Source organism: Streptomyces sp. PA03-3a, from assembly GCF_033792735.1.
Lineage (GTDB): Bacteria > Actinomycetota > Actinomycetes > Streptomycetales > Streptomycetaceae > Actinacidiphila.
Genome location: NZ_JARAVM010000023.1, coordinates 59,916 through 78,119, shown reverse-complemented (window position 1 = coordinate 78,119; position 18,204 = coordinate 59,916). Strand labels below are relative to the sequence as shown.

Below are 18,204 nucleotides of genomic sequence, written 5' to 3'. Positions count from 1 at the left end.
GCGGCGTGCACCTCAAGAGCCTGACCCTGCGCGGGTTCAAGTCATTCGCCTCGGCGACGACGCTGCGGTTCGAACCCGGGATCACCTGCGTCGTCGGCCCGAACGGTTCCGGCAAGTCCAACGTCGTGGACGCGCTGTCCTGGGTCATGGGCGAACAGGGCGCCAAGTCGCTGCGCGGCGGCAAGATGGAGGACGTCATCTTCGCCGGCACGACGGGGCGGCCGCCGCTCGGCCGTGCCGAGGTGTCGCTCACGATCGACAACGGCGACGGTGCCCTCCCGATCGAATACGCCGAGGTCACCATCACGCGGATCATGTTCCGCAATGGCGGCAGCGAATACCAGATCAACGGGGACACCTGCCGGTTGCTGGACATCCAGGAACTGCTCTCCGACTCCGGTATCGGCCGCGAAATGCACGTCATCGTCGGTCAGGGACAACTGGATTCGGTCCTGCACGCGGATCCGATGGGCCGCCGCGCCTTCATCGAGGAGGCGGCCGGCGTCCTCAAGCACCGCAAGCGCAAGGAAAAGGCGCTGCGCAAGCTGGACGCCATGCAGGCCAACCTGGCCCGCGTCCAGGACCTGACCGGTGAGCTGCGACGCCAGCTCAAGCCGCTGGGACGGCAGGCACAGGTGGCGCGCCGGGCGGTGGTCATCCAGGCGGACCTGCGCGACGCCCGGCTGCGGCTGCTCGCCGACGACCTGGTCACCCTGCGGGAGGCACTGCGCGCCGAGGTCGCCGACGAGGCGGCGCTCAAGGAGCGCCGCGACGCCGTCGAGACGGACCTCGCCGCCGCCGTGCAACGGGAGGCGCGGCTGGAGGAGCAGGTCAGGGAGCTGGCCCCGCGGCTGGCCGACGCCCGTGCCACCTGGTACGGGCTGTCGCAGCTGGCCGAGCGGGTCCGGGGCACCATCGGCCTGGCCGAGCAGCGCGTACGGCACGCCACCGCCCAGCCCGCGGAGGAACGGCGCGGCCGAGACCCGGAGGAGATGGAGCGCGAGGCAGCCCGCATCCGCGAACAGGAGGCGGAACTCACCGACGCGCTGGAGGCCGCGCAGCGCGCCCTGGACGACACGGTCGACCACCGCGCGGAACTGGAACGCCGCCTGGCCGAGGAGGACAAGGCCCTCAAGGCCGCCGCCCGCGCCATCGCCGACCGCCGCGAGGGGCTGGCCCGGCTGCAGGGCCAGGTCAACGCCGCCCGCTCCAAGGCCGGATCCGCCGAGGCCGAGATCGGCCGGCTGACCGCCGCCCGCGACGAGGCGCGTGAGCGCGCCGAGTCCGCGCAGGAGGAGTACGAGGAACTCCGCGCCCGGGTCGAGGACCTGGACGCCGACGACTCCGAGCTCGACGAGCGCCTCGAGGCCGCCAAGGACGAGCAGGCCCGCGCCGACGATGCCCACTCCGCCGCCCGCGAGGCCGCCACCGCCGCCGAGCGCCGGCGTGCCGCCCTCGCCGCCCGACACGACGCCCTCGCACTCGGCCTGCGCCGCAAGGACGGCACCGGAGCCCTGCTCGCCGCGGGCGACCGCCTGTCCGGGCTGCTCGGTCCCGCCGCCGAACTCCTCACCGTCGCCCCGGGCCACGAGGTGCCGGTGGCCGCCGCGCTGGGCGCCGCCGCCGACGCCGTGGCCGTATCCGGACCGTCGGCAGCCGCCGAGGCGCTGCGGCTGCTGCGCAAGGACGACGCGGGCCGCGCCGCGCTGCTCGTCGCCGGTGACTCCGTCCCGCAGGAGGCCGCCGAGGTGCCCGCGGGCGTGCGTGCGGCGGCCGCGCTCGTCGGCGGTCCCGACGAACTGCTCCCGGCCGTGCGCCGTCTGCTGCGGGACTACGTCGTCGTGGAGAGCCTCGCCGACGCCGAGTCACTGGTCGCCGCCCACCCGCGGCTGACCGCGGTGACCGCGGAAGGCGACGTCTTCGGCGCCCACTTCGCCCACGGCGGCTCGGCCGGAGCCCCCAGCCTGCTGGAGGTCCAGGCAGCCGTCGACGAGGCCGCCGCGGAGCTGGAGGCCCTGGCCGGGCGCTGCGAGGCGCTCGCGGAGGAGCAGGCGGCGGCCAGGGAACGCAGGTCGGCCGCCGCCCGGGTGGTGGACGAGCTGACGCAGCGTCGCCGGGCCGCGGAGAAGGAGAAGTCGGCCGTGGCCCAGCAGCTGGGCCGGCTGGGCGGGCAGGCGCGTGCCGCCGCGGGGGAGGCGGAACGTTCTGCCGCCGCCGTGGGCCGCGCCGAGGAGTCGCTGGCCGCCGCCATAGAGGAGTTCGAGGAGCTCTCCTTCCGGCTGAGCGAGGCGGAGGCCGCCCCCGCGGACGAGGAGCCGGACACTTCCGTGCGGGACCGGCTCGCCGCCGACGGCGCCAACGCCCGCCAGACGGAGATGGAGGCGCGGCTCCAGGTCCGTACCCACGAGGAGCGGGTCAAGGGCCTGGCCGGCCGCGCCGACGGCCTGGACCGCGCCGCCCGCGCCGAGCGCGAGGCCAGGGCGCGGGCCGCCCGCCGCAAGGCACGTCTGGAGTACGAGGCGCAGGTCGCCTCCGCGGTGCTGAAGGGCGCGCAGGGCCTGCTGGCGTACGTCCAGGTCTCGCTCGGGCGTGCGGACGAGGAGCGGGGAGCGGCCGAGCGGGCCAAGGCCGAGCGCGAGGCGGAGCTGGACACCGCCCGCCGCCGGGGCCGGGAGCTGAAGTCCGAACTGGACCGGCTGACCGACTCCGTCCACAAGGGCGAGGTGCTCGGCGCGGAGAAGAGGATGAGGACCGAGCAACTGGAGAGCAAGGCGCTGGAGGAGTACGGCGTCGAGCCCGCGGGCCTGGTCGCGGAGTACGGGCCGGACCAGCTCGTGCCGCCGTCCCCGCCCGCCGAGGGCGAGGAGCTGCCGGAGGACCCGGAGCATCCGCGCAACAGGCCGCGCCCCTACCACCGGGGCGAGCAGGAGAAGCGGCTGAAGGCCGCGGAGAAGGCGTACCAGCAGTTGGGCAAGGTCAACCCGCTGGCGCTGGAGGAGTTCGCGGCGCTGGAGGAGCGGCACAAGTTCCTCTCGGAGCAGCTGGAGGACCTGAGGAAGACCCGGGCCGACCTCCTCCAGGTGATCAAGGAGGTCGACGAGCGGGTCGAGCAGGTCTTCACCTCCGCCTACCACGACACCGCGCGGGAGTTCGAGGGCGTGTTCTCCCGGCTCTTCCCCGGCGGCGACGGCCGGCTGATCCTGACGGACCCCGAGAACATGCTGACCACCGGTGTGGAGGTGGAGGCCCGCCCGCCGGGCAAGAAGGTCAAGCGGTTGTCGCTGCTGTCGGGCGGCGAGCGCTCGCTGACCGCGGTGGCGCTGCTGGTGTCGATCTTCAAGGCCAGGCCGAGCCCGTTCTACGTGATGGACGAGGTCGAGGCCGCGCTGGACGACACCAACCTGCAGCGGCTCATCGGCATCATGCGGGAGCTGCAGGAGAGCTCCCAGCTGATCGTCATCACCCACCAGAAGCGGACCATGGAGGTCGCCGACGCGCTGTACGGCGTGTCCATGCAGGGCGACGGCGTGTCGAAGGTCATCAGCCAGCGCCTCACGTCCTGACCGGCCCGTCCGGGCCGCGTCAGTCCTTGAGCCGGGGCAGCACCTGCTGCGCGAACAGGCGCAGGCTCCGCCAGCCCTCCTCCACCGGCATCCCCCCGCACAGCGGGTGCAGCACGAGGGCGGCGGCCGGGTCGGTGCTCGCCTCCGCGTAGGCGACGCACTCGTCGGGGGTGACCACGCGGTAGACCCCCTCGCGGCGCAGTTCCTCCGGGGAGGCCGCCGTGGAGCGCACCGCGGAGCGGATGCCGGCGGACTGCCACGAGGCGTAGGTGGCAGCCTCGTGGAACAGGTGCCGCCCGTACTCGGCCCAGGCGCGGTCGGGGTCCTCGGACAGGTGGAGCAGCGGCACCTGCGGCGGGGGCATCAGGCACCAGCCCACCGTGCCGTGCTCGGCGAGCTGCTCCCGGTAGTAGGCCTCCAGCTCCGGCAGGTGGGCGCTGGGGAAGAACGGCAGTCCGAACCGCGCCGCCCGGCGCGCCGCGGCGCGCGAGCTGCCGCCGACGATCAGCAGCGGGTGCGGGGAGCTGTGGGGGCGGGGTGTGACGCGCACGGTCCGGCCGCGGAAGACGAAGGGCTCACCGGTCCAGGCCTTCAGGAGCGTGTCCAGCAGTTCGTCCTGGAGGGCGCCGCGCCGGTGCCAGTCGACCCCGAGGGCCGCGTACTCCTCGGGGCGGTAGCCGATGCCGGCGACGGTGACCAGCCGTCCGCCTCCGACGTGGTCGAGCACCGCGAGGTCCTCCGCCAGCCGCAGCGGGTCGTACAGCGGCCCGATCAGGGCGGAGACGGTGACCGCGATCCTGCGGGTCGCGCCGAGGACGGCCCCCGCGAAGGTGAGCGGCGAGGGCAGCCAGCCGTCGGGGGAGCCGTGGTGCTCCTCGGTCTGGACGGTGGCGACGCCGTGCTCGTCGGCGTACGCGGCCATTTCCAGGGCCGCCCGGTAGCGGTGGCCGAGCGCCCCGGGCGAGGCCGCGGGGTCGACGAGGTTGAAGCGTACGACAGTGGCGGGCATGCGCCGACGTTAGCTGACGAATCGTCAGATGAACAGAGTCGCGGACGCCCGCCGGGTGGCTCCCGGGAGGGCGGGCCGCGTGACCGATACTGGACGGGTTATGGAAACCGTCATTCTTGCCGTAGTCATCGCCCTGGTCGTGATCCTGGCGGCCGGCGGGCTGGTGGTGGGCAGCCGCCGCAGGAAGCAGCTGCCCCCCGCGCCGCCCACCGAGCAGCCGACGATCACCGCGCCTCCCGCCGAACCGCACATCGGCGACGAGGCCGAGGCCCCGCGGGACGAACCCCGCCGGACCATCGAAGAGGTCGAGCTCCCCGAGTCGGAAGACGCCTCCGCAGGCGGCGTCCTCGTCGAGGAGCGCCCGGCCGCCCCCGAGATCGAGCGGCCCGAGCCCACCGCCGGCCGTCTGGTGCGGCTGCGCTCGCGCCTCTCGCGCTCGCAGAACGCGCTCGGCAAGGGGCTGCTCACCCTGCTCTCGCGCGAGCACCTCGACGAGGACACCTGGGAGGAGGTCGAGGACACCCTGCTCACCGCGGACGTCGGTGTCGCCCCCACCCAGGAGCTGGTGGAGCGGCTGCGCACCCGGGTGAAGGTGCTCGGCACGCGCAGCCCCGCGGACCTACGGCAGCTGCTGCGCGAGGAACTGCTCACCCTGGTCCGCACGGACCTGGACCGTACGCTCCACACGGACGGGCTGCCGAACGCGGACGGTGCCGACCAGCCGGCGGTGCTGATGGTCGTCGGCGTCAACGGCACCGGCAAGACCACCACCACCGGCAAACTCGCCCGGGTCCTGGTGGCCGACGGCCGCAGCGTCGTGCTGGGCGCCGCCGACACCTTCCGCGCCGCGGCCGCGGACCAGCTGCAGACCTGGGGCGAGCGGGTCGGCGCCCGCACCGTGCGCGGGCCCGAGGGCGGCGACCCGGCGTCGGTCGCCTTCGACGCGGTCAAGGAGGGCATCGCCGAGGGCGCGGACGTCGTGCTCATCGACACCGCCGGCCGGCTGCACACCAAGACCGGCCTGATGGACGAGCTCGGCAAGGTCAAGCGCGTCGTCGAGAAGCACGGCCCGGTGGACGAGGTCCTGCTCGTCCTGGACGCCACGACGGGCCAGAACGGCCTGGTGCAGGCCCGGGTCTTCGCCGAGGTCGTCGACATCACCGGCATCGTGCTCACCAAGCTCGACGGCACCGCCAAGGGCGGCATCGTCGTCGCCGTCCAGCGCGAGCTGGGCGTCCCGGTCAAGCTGATCGGCCTGGGTGAGGGAGCGGACGACCTCGCGCCGTTCGAGCCCGAGGCCTTCGTGGACGCGCTGATCGGCTCGTAGCCGGCGGCATCCGCGGACGGGCAGCGGAGCAACGGACAAGGGGCGCACTCCCGGGAGTGCGCCCCTTCTCCGTTGCTCACGCGTAGGCGCGGTCCCGGTGGCAGACGTACGCCAGCGTGCCGAGCAGCAGCCGGGCCTCCGGGGGCTGGCGGGCGGCGTCCAGCGCCGGCGGCCGCAGCCAGCGGACCGGGCCGAGGCCGCCGAGGTCGGAGGGGGGAGCGGTCACATGGTCGCCCGGCCCGAGGCAGCGCAGGTCGAGGTCGGCGTCGTCCCAGCCCATGCGGTACAGCAGATGCGGGAGCTCGGCGGCGGCACCCGGCGCGACGAAGAACTGCGCCCGGCCGTCCGGGGTGGCGACGACCGGGCCGAGACGCAGCCCCATCCGCTCCAGGCGCACCAGAGCGCGCACGCCGGATCGTTCCGCCACGTCGATCACGTCGAAGGTGCGCCCCACGGGAAGCATCAGCGCCGCGCCCGGCACGCGCTCCCAGGCGGCCGCGGCCTCCTCGAGGGTCGCCCCGGCCGGCACCTCGCCGGCGAACTCCAGCGGGTGGGCGCCCGGCGCCTCGCACCCCGGGTCGCCGCAGGAGCACTGCCCGCCCCCGCGCGTGGCGCGCGCACCCGGCGCCACCGCCCATCCGCACAACCCGGTGTACTCCGCCACGGTGGTGCACGCCGAGGCGTGCGTCCGGCGGCGCGCGCCGGAGCGGATGTGTCGCATCTCCCGCATGCTGCCGATCGTGAAGCCCATGACACCCCCAACGGGTCGCAGTTGCCGATGGTTACGCCCGTGCCTGATCGGCATGTGTCAAGTGAATCGCTCCGCGTCCACATGTAGTTCATTCGAAGGGGTGGCGAATGGTGGCGTTTTCGCTGGAGGCATCGCCGGATGGGTGATCGTAGGATTACTTTCGGTTTGCAAGCCCCGGAAGTGTGCGGGCCGGCGGGTATGCCGGAGGCAAGACTCGTAGGACACTGAGGCGCATGGGGGCCAGGCAGGCAACGGCCCACATCCCCGGTGGTGTTGGGCGACGGAATGGGGGCGTCACGGTGGGCGGCACACAGGACAAGCAGCCCAACGCGCAGTTGACCTCTTGGTTTGTGCGCAGTGGCTGGTCCAAGGGCGAACTCGCCCGCCAGGTGAACCGCAGAGCGCGCCAGATGGGGGCGCTGCACGTCAGCACGGACACCTCGCGGGTGCGCCGCTGGCTGGACGGCGAGCAGCCGCGGGAACCGATCCCGCGCATCCTGTCCGAGCTGTTCTCCGAACGCTTCGGCACCGTCGTCCCGGTGGAGGACCTGGGGCTGCGTCCCGCCCACCAGCCGCCCGCCTCGACCGGAGTGGACCTGCCGTGGGCGGGGCCGCAGACGGTCCAGATGATCAACGAGTTCTCCCGCAGCGACCTGATGCTCGGCCGCCGCGGCTTCCTCGGGACCTCCCTGGCGCTGGCCGCCGGCCCCGCCCTCGTCGAGCCGATGCAGCGCTGGCTGGTGCCCACCCCCGCCTCCGGCGCCGACGTCCCGCCGCCGCGCGACTCCCGCGCCAGGGCCCGGCTCTCCGAGCCCGAACTGGAGCTGCTGGAGGCCACCACGGTGATGTTCCGGCAGTGGGACAACCAGTGCGGCGGCGGCCTGCGCCGCAAGGCGGTGGTGGGCCAGCTGCACGAGGTCACCGACCTGCTCCAGGAGTCCCATCCGCAGTCCGTTGCCAAGCGGCTCTACCGCGTCACCGCCGAGCTCGCGGCGCTCGCCGGCTGGATGTCGTACGACGTCGGCCTGCACCCCACCGCGCAGAAGTACCTGGTCCTGGCCCTGCACGCGGCCAAGGAGGCCGACGACCGCCCGCTGGGCGCCTTCGTCCTGTCGAGCATGAGCCGCCAGATGATCCACCTGGACCGCCCCGACGACGCACTGGAACTCATCCACCTGGCGCAGTACGGCAGCAGGGACAGCGCGAGCGCCACCACCCAGGCGATGCTGTACGCGATGGAGGCCCGTGCCTACGCCAACATGGGGCAGGTCAGCAAGTGCCACCGCGCCGTGCGGATGGCGGAGGACTCCTACACCGACTCCCGGCCCGCCGAGGATCCGGACTGGATCAGCTTCTTCAACGAGGCCGAGCTCAACGCCGAGAACGCCCACTCCTACCGGGACCTGGCCTACGTGGCCGGCCGCAGCCCCACGTACGCCTCACTGGCCCACCCGGTGATGCAGCGGGCCGTCGACCTCTTCGCGCGGGACAGCGTCCACCAGCGCGCCTACGCCCTCAACCTGATCGGCATGGCCACCGTGCACCTGCTGCAGCGCAGCCCGGAGGAGGCAGCGGGCCTCACCGTCCAGGCGATCGACGTCGCCAAGCACGTGCGCTCCGAGCGGGTGAACACCCGCATCCGCAAGACCGCCGACAGCGCCCTGCGCGACTTCGGCCAGGTCGCCGAGGTCGCCCAGCTCAGCGAGCGCCTCGCCGCCGACCTCCCCGAGGTCGCCGAGACCGCCTGACCGGCGGTCCGCCCCTCACCCCGGCCGCGGCCGGCCATCCCGACAGCCCGACTCGGCTCCCCCATGCCAGGTCAACCGGGTGGCTCGCCGCGGCCGGTCCTCGTTCACCGGCGCGCCCCTTCGACGGCGTGGCGAGGTTTGTACACCCCGGCCCGCGCGGCACGTATACAGCTCGGCGGCCCGTCCGAGGGGTCGCGGCGTCATCACGGCGGCGTCATGGCGGCGCCCGCTGGGGCGGCGGTTCATCGCGACGTAACACGGACGACTTCTTCGTCACGGTGACGAAACACCCGATGGCGTCGACGGAAACCCGGCTGGGACAACCTCATGGCGAAAACCGGCCCACCGAGCCCGCATCCCGCACGGGCCGTTCGGATGACGAGGAGACGCCGATGGCAGCAGGCTTTTTGACGCTTGCCGCAGACACGCCCACGCTCGACAGCGGTAGCACGGCGTTCATGCTGCTGAGCGCGGCACTGGTGCTCGTGATGACCCCCGGCCTGGCCTTCTTCTACGGGGGCATGGTCCGGGTCAAGAGCGTCCTGAACATGCTGATGATGAGCTTCATCGCCATCGGCATCGTCACGGTGCTCTGGACGCTCTACGGCTTCAGCGTCGCGTTCGACTCCGGGAACGCCTTCTTCGGCGGCTTCGAGTGGGCCGGCATGCGCAACATCGGGATCGCCCAGCTGTGGGACGGCTACACCATCCCGGTGTACGTCTTCGCCGTCTTCCAGCTGATGTTCGCGATCATCACACCCGCCCTGATCAGCGGTGCCCTGGCGGACCGGGTGAAGTTCACCGCCTGGTCGCTCTTCGTGGCCCTGTGGGCGACGGTCGTGTACTTCCCGGTCGCCCACATGGTCTGGGCGTCCGACGGCTTCCTGTTCACCCGCGGCGTGATCGACTTCGCCGGCGGAACCGCGGTGCACATCAACGCCGGTGCCGCGGCGCTCGGCGTGATCCTCGTCATCCGCAAGCGCGTGGGCTTCAAGAAGGACCCGTTCCGGCCGCACAACCTGCCGCTGGTCATGCTCGGCGCCGGTCTGCTGTGGTTCGGCTGGTTCGGCTTCAACGCCGGCTCCTGGCTCGCCTCCGACGGCGTCGCGGCCGTGGCCTTCACCAACACCCAGGTCGCCACCGCCTCCGCGATGCTCGGCTGGCTCGCCTACGAGAAGATCAAGCACGGCTCCTTCACCACCCTGGGCGCCGCCTCCGGCGCCGTCGCCGGCCTGGTCGCCATCACCCCGGCCTGCGGCTCGGTCAGCCCGCTCGGCGCCATCGCCGTCGGTGTCATCGCCGGTGTGGGCTGCGCCGCCGCGGTCGGCCTGAAGTACCGGTTCGGCTTCGACGACTCCCTCGACGTGGTCGGCGTCCACATGGTGGGCGGCATCATCGGCTCGCTGCTCATCGGCTTCTTCGCCACCGGCGGGGTCGGCCAGACGGCCAAGGGCGTGTTCTACGGCGGCGGCTTCGACCAGCTGTGGAAGCAGTTCCTCGGCGTCGGTGTGGTCCTGGCCTACTCGCTGGTCGCGTCGGCGATCCTTGCCAAGCTCATCGACCTGGTGATCGGATTCACCGTCAGCGAGGACACCGAGGTCGCGGGCATCGACCAGGCCGAGCACGCGGAGACCGGCTACGACTTCGCGGGCGTGGCCGGCGCGGTCCGCTCCGCCCTCTCCTCCCTGGACAGCAGCAGTGGCACCGGCACCCAGGTGACCGACGCCCCGTCGAAGAAGGTGGACGCGTGAAGCTCATCACCGCGGTCGTGAAGCCGCACCGGCTGGACGAGATCAAGGAGGCCCTGCAGGCCTTCGGCGTCCAGGGTCTGACGGTCACCGAGGCCAGCGGCTACGGCCGCCAGCGGGGTCACACCGAGGTGTACCGCGGCGCCGAGTACACCGTCGACCTCGTGCCCAAGATCCGCATCGAGGTGCTCGTCGAGGACGGCGACGCCGACCAGCTGATCGACGTCATCGTCAAGGCGGCCCGCACCGGCAAGATCGGTGACGGCAAGGTCTGGAGCATCCCGGTCGAGACCGCCGTACGGGTCCGGACCGGGGAGCGCGGCCCGGACGCACTCTGAGGACGCGGGGGCGCGGCCGGGACTCCGGCCGCGCCCCTTCGCACCACCGAAACCGAGCAGTTCCACCGCACGGCCTGCGACTGGAGACAGTGTGACGGAGAACGTCGACGCGAAAGCCCACGACGGACACGCCCCTGCAGGCTATGCGGCGGCCCGGCTGGCCCTGCTGAACGGCGAGGGGCCGTCCGGGCCGCCGCGGCGCAAGACGCTGGCCGCCCTCACCGACACATGGCTGGCCGACCTCGCCCGCGGCGCGGCCGACCGGACCGGGACCAGGGGCTGGTCACTGGTCGCCGTCGGCGGCTACGGCAGGGGCGAGCTTTCCCCGCGCAGCGATCTCGACCTGCTGCTGCTCCACGACGGCTCCGCCGGGGCCGCGGACGTCGCCGGCCTCGCCGACGGGATCTGGTACCCGGTCTGGGACCTGGGCGTCGCCCTCGACCACTCCGTCCGCACCCCGGCCGAGGCCCGCAAGACCGCCGCCGACGACCTCAAGGTCCAGCTCGGCCTCCTCGACGCCCGCCACATCGCCGGGGACACCGCCCTCACCGCGTCGCTGCGCACCGCCGTCCTCGCCGACTGGCGCAACCAGGCCCCCAAGCGCCTCCCGGCGCTCCACGAGCTGTGCCTGGAACGCGCCGAACGCCACGGCGAGCTCTCGTACCTGCTGGAGCCGGACCTCAAGGAGGCCCGCGGCGGACTGCGCGACGCCACCGCCCTGCGCGCCGTCGCCGCCTCCTGGCTCGCCGACGCGCCCCGCGAGGGCCTGGAGGACGCCCGCACCCGGCTGCTCGACGCCCGGGACGCCCTCCACCTGGTGACCGGGCGCGCCACCGACCGGCTGGCCCTTCAGGAGCAGGACCAGGTGGCCGGCGCACTCGGCCTGCTGGACGCCGACGCGCTGCTGCGCCAGGTGTACGAGGCCGCCCGGACCGTCGGCTACGCCTTCGACGTCACCTGGCGCGAGGTCGGCCGGGTCCTGCGCTCCCGCCAGTCGCGGCCCCGCAGGCGCGGGCTGCTCGGCCGCTCCCGTCCCGAGCAGGGCAACCCGCCCGAGCGCACCCCGCTCGCCGAGGGCGTCGTGGAGCACGAGGGCGAGGCCGTCCTCGCGCTCACGGCCAGGCCCGAGCGCGACCCGGTGCTGCCGCTGCGCGCAGCGGCGGCAGCGGCCGAGCACGGCGTACCGCTGTCGCTGCACGCGGTCCGACGGCTGGGCGTGGCCCAGGCGACCCGGCCGCTGCCGGTGCCGTGGCCCGCCGAGGCCCGCGAACAGCTCGTCACGCTGCTGGGCGCGGGGGAGTCCACGGTGCCGGTGTGGGAGGCCCTGGAGGCCGAGGGCATGATCACCCGGCTGCTCCCCGACTGGGAGCGGGTCCGCTGCCGCCCGCAGCGCAACGCCGTGCACATCTGGACCGTCGACCGGCACCTCGTCGAGTGCGCCGTGCGCGCCTCGCGCCTGACCCGCCGGGTCGGCCGTCCCGACCTCCTGCTCATCGCCGCCCTGCTGCACGACATCGGCAAGGGCTGGCCCGGCGACCACTCCGAGGCCGGCGAGGTCATCGCCCGCGACGTCGCGGCCCGCTTCGGCTTCGGCCGCGCCGACGTGGAGACGCTGGCCCTGCTCGTCCGCCACCACCTGCTGCTGATCGAGACCGCGACCCGGCGCGACCTGGACGACCCCGCCACCGTGCAGAGTGTCGCCGACGCCGTCCGCGACACCGAGACGCTGGAACTGCTGCACGCGCTGACCGAGGCGGACGCCCTCGCCACCGGTCCCGCGGCCTGGAGCGCGTGGCGGTCCTCACTCGTCGGCGACCTGGTCAAGCGGGTCGCCGCCGTCCTGGCGAGCGGGGCGGTGCCCGAGCCGGCCGACCCCGAGCCCACCGCCGAGGAGGAGCGCCTGGCCGTCGAGGCGGCGCGCACTGGGGGCCCTGTCATCGCGCTGCGCGCCCACGCCGAACCCGACCCCGACGGGACGGCCACGCGGACCGCCGACGACGAACCCGAGCCCGTCGGGGTGGAGCTGCTGCTCGCCGTTCCCGACCGCCCAGGGCTGCTCGCCGCGGCGGCGGGCGTGCTCGCCCTGCACCGGCTCACCGTCCGCGCCGCCGACCTGCGCACGGTCGACCCCATCGGCGACGGCCCGGTGACCCTCCTGCGCTGGCGGGTGGCCGCCCAGTACGGCTCGCTGCCCGAGGCGGCACGGCTGCGCAACGACTTCGCCCGGGCCTTCGCCGGCTCCCTCGACATCGAGTCGCGGCTGGCGGAGCGCGAGTCCGCCCATCCCCGCCGCCGCGGGGTCACGTCCCCGCCGCCCCGGGTCACCGTCGCCCCCGGCAGCTCCACCGCCGCCACCGTCATCGAGGTCCGCGCCCACGACGCCCCGGGGCTGCTGCACCGCATCGGCAGGGCCCTGGAGGCCACCGGCGTGAACGTCCGGTCCGCCCGCATCAGTACGCTCGGCGCCAACGCGGTGGACGCGTTCTACGTCACCGACACCGCCGGCGCTCCGCTCCCCGACGTACGCGCGGCCGAGGTCGCCGACCAGGTGGAGCGGGCCCTGCGCTGACGCGGTGGAGACCATTCACGGGCCGGGCGGATACCCTTGAGGACGACCTATCACCCGCCCCCGACCTGAGGATCCGCGACCGACGTGTTCGACACCCTTTCCGACCGCCTCGCAGCGACGTTCAAGAACCTCCGGGGCAAGGGCCGCCTCTCCGAGGCGGACATCGACGCCACGGCGCGCGAGATCCGTATCGCGCTGCTGGAGGCGGATGTCGCGCTGCCGGTGGTCCGTGCCTTCATCAAGCAGGTCAAGGAGCGGGCGAGTGGGGCCGAGGTGTCCCAGGCCCTCAATCCCGCCCAGCAGGTCATCAAGATCGTCAACGACGAGCTGATCGGCATCCTCGGCGGTGAGACCCGCCGGCTGCGCTTCGCCAAGCAGCCGCCGACCGTCATCATGCTCGCCGGTCTGCAGGGCGCCGGCAAGACGACCCTGGCGGGCAAGCTCGGCCGCTGGCTGGCGAGCCAGGGCCACGCCCCGCTGCTGGTCGCCGCCGACCTCCAGCGCCCCAACGCCGTCAACCAGCTCCAGGTCGTCGCGGAGCGGGCGGGCGTCGCGGTCTACGCGCCGGAGCCCGGCAACGGCGTGGGCGACCCGGTCCAGGTCGCCAAGGACTCCCTCGAGCACGCCCACACCAAGCAGTACGACGTCGTGGTCGTCGACACCGCCGGCCGCCTCGGTATCGACGCCGAGATGATGCAGCAGGCCGCGGACATCCGCGACGCCGTGCGGCCCGACGAGATCCTCTTCGTCGTTGACGCCATGATCGGCCAGGACGCGGTCAACACCGCCGAGGCCTTCCGCGACGGCGTCGGCTTCGACGGCGTCGTGCTCTCCAAGCTCGACGGCGACGCCCGCGGTGGTGCCGCGCTCTCCATCGCGCACGTCACCGGCCGCCAGATCATGTTCGCCTCCAACGGCGAGAAGCTGGACGACTTCGACGCCTTCCACCCCGACCGGATGGCCTCGCGCATCCTGGGCATGGGTGACGTCCTCAGCCTGATCGAGAAGGCCGAGCAGACCTTCAGCCAGGCCGAGGCCCAGAAGATGGCCGAGAAGCTGGCCAAGGGCCCCAAGGAGTTCACCCTCGACGACTTCCTCCAGCAGATGGAGCAGGTCCGCAAGATGGGCTCGATCTCCAAGCTGCTCGGCATGCTCCCGGGCATGGGCCAGATCAAGGACCAGATCAACAACCTCGACGAGCGCGACGTGGACCGCACGGCCGCGATCATCAAGTCGATGACCCCGGGCGAGCGCCACGACCCCACGATCATCAACGGCTCCCGCCGCGCCCGCATCGCGCGCGGTTCCGGTGTGGACGTCAGCGCCGTGAAGAGCCTGGTGGAGCGGTTCTTCGAGGCCCGCAAGATGATGTCGCGGATGGCCCAGGGCGGCATCCCCGGAATGCCCGGCATGCCGGGCCTGGGCGGCGGCGCCCGCCAGAAGAAGCAGCAGAAGAAGGCCAAGGGCAAGCGCCAGAGCGGCAACCCGCTCAAGCGCGCCGAGCAGGAGAAGGCCGACGCCGCCCGCCGCGAGCAGCAGGCCGGAGGCGCCTTCGGGATGCCGGCGGCCCAGGAGGGCCAGAACTTCGAACTGCCCGACGAGTTCAAGAAGTTCATGGGCTGATCCGGTCCCGTTTCCGTACGGCGGCGGCGCTTCCCGGGAGGGAGGAGCCGCCGCCGCGCGTGCATCATGGACCCATGCGCGTACACATCCGTGCCCCGGAGCCGGCCGACGCTCCCGCGTACCGGGAGGCGGTGCTGCGTTCCGCCGAGCACGTCGGCCGGTGGAACCCGGTCGAACCGGACGGGCTGCCCGAACTGCTGCGGCGCCAGGGGCCCGTGCTGCGGACGTTCCTGATCCTCGACGAGGACACCGGCGGGATCGTCGGCAAGTGCAACGTGGCCAACATCGTCATGGGGCGCTTCCGCAACGCCAGCCTGGGCTACGACAGCTATGTGCCCTTCGCCGGGACCGGACGGATGAGCGAGGGCCTGCGGCTGGTCGTCGACCGCTGCTTCGCCCGCGAGCCGCAGGGACTGGGCCTGCACCGGCTGGAGATCAACGTGCAGCCGGAGAACGAACGGTCCGTCGCCATGGCCAGAAGACTCGGCTTCCGGCACGAGGGCTTCACCCCCCGCATGCTCTACCTGAACGACGCCTGGCGCGACCACGAGCGCTTCGCGCTCACCGTCGAGGAGTGGCCCGGGGCCTGAGGGGCGCCGGAGCGGCGCTGTCCTTATGGTCGGGGTATGGGCAATCCCGTACCGCCCCGGCAGAATCCGGACGACCCATGGCGGACGGAGGGCGCGCCGCCCTCCTCGCCCACCCGGCGACGGCGCCGCATGGGCGGCTGGGGCGGCATGATCCTGACGGCGCTCGTCGTCTTCCTCATCACCGACCTCGTGCTCTCGCTCTTCACCGGGTCCCGGTCGACCACGATCTCGTACACCGAGTTCGGCCGGCAGCTCGCCGCGGACAACATCTCGAAGATCTACTCCAAGGGCGACTCCATCGAGGGGCAGCTCAAGCGGAAGCAGGACGTGCCCGGGGCGGACGAGGGCACGTTCATGCAGTTCAAGACCCAGCGGCCGGTCTTCGCCGACGACGACCTGTGGGCGACCCTGACGAAGAACAAGGTCACCGTCACCGCCGAACCCGTCGTCCAGCAGCGCGGACTGCTCTACAACCTGCTGCTCTCGCTCGCGCCGGTGCTGCTGCTGGTCGTGCTGTGGCTCTACGTCTCCCGCCGGATGAGCAAGCTCGCGGGCGGGCTCGGCGGCCTGGGCGGCATCGGCCGCAGGGCCCCGCCGCGGCCGGTCGTCCCCGAGCTGGGCCGCCGCACCACCTTCGCCGACGTGGCGGGCATCGACGAGGTCGAGGCCGAGCTCAACGAGGTCGTCGACTTCCTCAAGCGCCCGCAGGCCTACCGGGCGCTCGGGGCGCGGATGCCGCGCGGCGTGCTGCTGGCCGGACCCCCCGGCACCGGCAAGACGCTGCTCGCCCGGGCCGTGGCCGGCGAGGCCGACGTGCCGTTCTTCTCCGCCTCCGCCTCCGAGTTCATCGAGATGATCGTGGGCGTCGGCGCCGGGCGGGTGCGCGAGCTGTTCGCCGAGGCCCGCAAGGTCGCCCCGGCGATCATCTTCATCGACGAGATCGACACCATCGGGCGCGCCCGCGGCGCCGCGGGCGGCATCGGCGGCCATGACGAGCGGGAGCAGACCCTCAACCAGATCCTCACCGAGATGGACGGCTTCTCCGGCTCAGAGGGCGTCGTCGTCATCGCCGCCACCAACCGGCCCGACGTCCTGGACCCGGCCCTGACCCGTCCCGGCCGCTTCGACCGCGTCGTCCACGTCAGCCCGCCCGACCGTACGGGCCGCGAGGCCATCCTCGGCATCCATCTGCGCCAGGTCCCCCTGGAGAGCGGCATCGACCTGACCGCCGTGGCCCGTGCCACGCCCGGGATGACGGGCGCGGAACTGGCCAACCTCGCCAACGAGGCGGCGCTGCTCGCCGTCAAGCGCGACAAGTCCGCCGTCGGGCAGGGCGAGCTCTCCGACGCACTCGAGAAGGTGCAGCTGGGCGCGGCACGCCCGCTTGTCATACCCGCCGAGGAGCGCCGCCGCACCGCCTACCACGAGTCCGGGCACGCCCTGCTCGGCATGCTGCACCCGGGCGCCGACCCCGTACGCAAGATCACCATCGTGCCGCGCGGCCGCGCCCTCGGCGTCACCCTCTCCACCCCCGACTCCGACCGCTACGCGTACACCGAGGAGTACCTGCGCGGCCGGATCATCGGCGCGCTCGGCGGCATGGCCGCCGAGCACGTCGTCTTCGGGGTGGTCACCACCGGCGCCGAGAACGACCTGGAGCAGGTCACCAACGTCGTCCGGGGCATGGTCGGCCGCTGGGGCATGAGCGAGAAGGTCGGCCCGCTCTCCGCGATCCCGGCCGACTCCCAGCAGCCCTACGGACTGTCCGCCGCCCCCGCCACCCTCGACGTGATCGACGCCGAGATGCGCCGGATCGTCGACGAGTGCTACGGGACGGCGTGCCGGCTGCTCAGCCGGCACCGCGAGCAACTGGACGCCCTCGCGGAGCGGCTGCTGGAGGCGGAGACGCTGGAGGAGGGCGAGGCCTACGAGGCGGCGGGCATCCCGCGGCTCGCGAAGGCCGCCGAGTGACCGCCGTGTGATCGCGGCCGCGTGCGCGCGGGCACGTCCCGGCTACACCCGGGCCACCAGGTACCGGAACACGTTCTCCATCCGGACCGTGCCGTCGGCGCGCCGGTACGCGTGCAGCGCCTCGCGCAGTTCCTTGCGCACCTGGTCCTCGTCCGTGGCCGCCACGGCCGCGTCGAAGAGCCCGGTCGACACCAGGCCGCGTACCGCGCTGTCCATGTCGGGGTAGCCGAAGGGGCAGGACACCCGTCCCGAGCCGTCCGGGCGCAGCCCCGCGTCCCGCGCCAGGTCCTCCAGATCGTCCCGGCCGCTGAGCCGGACCGCGGCCGCCGCGGCGGCGGTGGCGTCGCGCGGCTCGGCCAGCCGGGCCGCGACCCGCAGCACCCGCCCGGTGGCGCAGCGCTCGGGCGGCCCCCAGCCGGCCAGCACGACCGGGCTGCCCCGCTCCGCCAGGCCCGCCGCGGCCCTGAGCGCCGGGACCAGCTCACCGCGTGCCGTCCCCGGATCGAGGGCGGTCACCACCGTGAACGGCGCCCCCTCCGTGCCGGACACATCCTGCGGGCCGCCCGGCACGAGCCGGGTGCGCCCGTCAGACCGTACCGGCGTGCCCCACTGCGGCTCGGGCAGCAGCCGCTGCCGGGCCAGCGCGAGCCGCCGTTCGTCCGGATCGCATCCCGTGACCGCCGCGCCCCGGGCCGAGGCCATCAGCAGCGCGAGTCCCGATCCGCACCCGATGCCGAGCAGCCGGGTGCGGGGGCCGACCTCCAATCGCTCGTGCACCGCCTCGTAGAGCGGTACGAGCATCCGCTCCTGGATCTCCGCCCAGTCACGCGCCCTGCCGTCGGTCCGGTGTGTTCGTGGGTGCCGTGCGAGCGTAGGTGTCATCGAGCGCCCCAATCAGCCGCGTCGCTGTCTCGCCGAAAGCCTTCCTCGTACGCCCCCCGGTTACGCCGCGCACCGTCGCCGTCAC

Annotated in this window: 12 protein-coding genes; 9 read left to right on the top strand and 3 right to left on the bottom strand. The window is 73.3% G+C overall.

What is annotated here, in order from left to right; genetic code table 11:
- Positions 1-5 precede the first annotated feature (5 nt).
- Positions 6-3,563 (top strand): chromosome segregation protein SMC, encoded by a 3,558-nt coding sequence (gene smc, locus PV342_RS26060; RefSeq protein ID WP_500318794.1) that lies wholly within the window; start codon positions 6-8, stop codon positions 3,561-3,563.
- A gap of 19 nt (positions 3,564-3,582) precedes the next feature.
- Here the strand turns inward: smc and PV342_RS26055 are convergent, their stop codons facing one another.
- Positions 3,583-4,572 (bottom strand): LLM class flavin-dependent oxidoreductase, encoded by a 990-nt coding sequence (locus PV342_RS26055; RefSeq protein ID WP_400802378.1) that lies wholly within the window; start codon positions 4,570-4,572, stop codon positions 3,583-3,585.
- A gap of 100 nt (positions 4,573-4,672) precedes the next feature.
- Between PV342_RS26055 and ftsY the strand changes: the two genes are divergently transcribed.
- Positions 4,673-5,899, top strand: a complete 1,227-nt coding sequence (gene ftsY, locus PV342_RS26050; RefSeq protein WP_018562971.1) for a signal recognition particle-docking protein FtsY — start codon at positions 4,673-4,675, stop codon at positions 5,897-5,899.
- Positions 5,900-5,975: 76 nt separating this feature from the next.
- Here the strand turns inward: ftsY and PV342_RS26045 are convergent, their stop codons facing one another.
- Positions 5,976-6,650: a bifunctional DNA primase/polymerase gene (locus PV342_RS26045; protein ID WP_400802380.1), complete on the bottom strand. Its 675-nt coding sequence runs from the start codon at positions 6,648-6,650 to the stop codon at positions 5,976-5,978.
- Positions 6,651-6,883: 233 nt separating this feature from the next.
- Between PV342_RS26045 and nsdA the strand changes: the two genes are divergently transcribed.
- From nsdA to ftsH, 7 genes are all read left to right on the top strand, one after another.
- Positions 6,884-8,398, top strand: a complete 1,515-nt coding sequence (gene nsdA / locus PV342_RS26040; protein ID WP_400802382.1) for a transcriptional repressor NsdA — start codon at positions 6,884-6,886, stop codon at positions 8,396-8,398.
- Positions 8,399-8,790: 392 nt separating this feature from the next.
- The gene (locus tag PV342_RS26035) at positions 8,791-10,149 is read left to right on the top strand and encodes an ammonium transporter (protein WP_026251708.1); all 1,359 of its coding nucleotides are present in this window, start codon (positions 8,791-8,793) and stop codon (positions 10,147-10,149) included.
- Positions 10,146-10,484 carry a P-II family nitrogen regulator gene (locus tag PV342_RS26030; protein ID WP_018562967.1) on the top strand — a complete coding sequence of 113 codons (339 nt, stop codon included), beginning with the start codon at positions 10,146-10,148 and terminating at the stop codon, positions 10,482-10,484. Before PV342_RS26035 ends, PV342_RS26030 begins: the two co-directional genes overlap by 4 nt.
- A 91-nt stretch (positions 10,485-10,575) precedes the next feature.
- Positions 10,576-13,053: a [protein-PII] uridylyltransferase gene (locus tag PV342_RS26025; RefSeq protein ID WP_500318793.1), complete on the top strand. Its 2,478-nt coding sequence runs from the start codon at positions 10,576-10,578 to the stop codon at positions 13,051-13,053.
- An 84-nt stretch (positions 13,054-13,137) separates the two neighbouring features.
- Entirely contained in the window at positions 13,138-14,676 is a 1,539-nt protein-coding gene (ffh, locus tag PV342_RS26020; RefSeq protein ID WP_500318792.1) for a signal recognition particle protein, read from the top strand.
- Between the two features lie 74 nt (positions 14,677-14,750).
- Positions 14,751-15,266 carry a GNAT family N-acetyltransferase gene (locus PV342_RS26015; protein ID WP_329185508.1) on the top strand — a complete coding sequence of 172 codons (516 nt, stop codon included), beginning with the start codon at positions 14,751-14,753 and terminating at the stop codon, positions 15,264-15,266.
- 36 nt (positions 15,267-15,302) lie between these two features.
- Entirely contained in the window at positions 15,303-17,237 is a 1,935-nt protein-coding gene (ftsH, locus tag PV342_RS26010) for an ATP-dependent zinc metalloprotease FtsH (protein WP_500318791.1), read from the top strand.
- A gap of 42 nt (positions 17,238-17,279) precedes the next feature.
- On the opposite strand, the gene PV342_RS26005 is transcribed toward ftsH, so the two are convergent.
- Positions 17,280-18,119 (bottom strand): class I SAM-dependent methyltransferase, encoded by an 840-nt coding sequence (locus tag PV342_RS26005; protein WP_329185506.1) that lies wholly within the window; start codon positions 18,117-18,119, stop codon positions 17,280-17,282.
- Positions 18,120-18,204: the final 85 nt, after the last annotated feature.

Coding starts and splice junctions, on each gene's coding strand:
- PV342_RS26055 (WP_400802378.1), bottom strand. CDS start 4,572: ATGCCCGCCACTGTCGTACGCTTCAACCTCGTCGACCCCGCGGCCTCG.
- ftsY (WP_018562971.1), top strand. CDS start 4,673: ATGGAAACCGTCATTCTTGCCGTAGTCATCGCCCTGGTCGTGATCCTG.
- PV342_RS26045 (WP_400802380.1), bottom strand. CDS start 6,650: ATGGGCTTCACGATCGGCAGCATGCGGGAGATGCGACACATCCGCTCC.
- nsdA (WP_400802382.1), top strand. CDS start 6,884: ATGGGGGCCAGGCAGGCAACGGCCCACATCCCCGGTGGTGTTGGGCGA.
- PV342_RS26035 (WP_026251708.1), top strand. CDS start 8,791: ATGGCAGCAGGCTTTTTGACGCTTGCCGCAGACACGCCCACGCTCGAC.
- PV342_RS26015 (WP_329185508.1), top strand. CDS start 14,751: ATGCGCGTACACATCCGTGCCCCGGAGCCGGCCGACGCTCCCGCGTAC.
- ftsH (WP_500318791.1), top strand. CDS start 15,303: ATGGGCAATCCCGTACCGCCCCGGCAGAATCCGGACGACCCATGGCGG.
- PV342_RS26005 (WP_329185506.1), bottom strand. CDS start 18,119: ATGACACCTACGCTCGCACGGCACCCACGAACACACCGGACCGACGGC.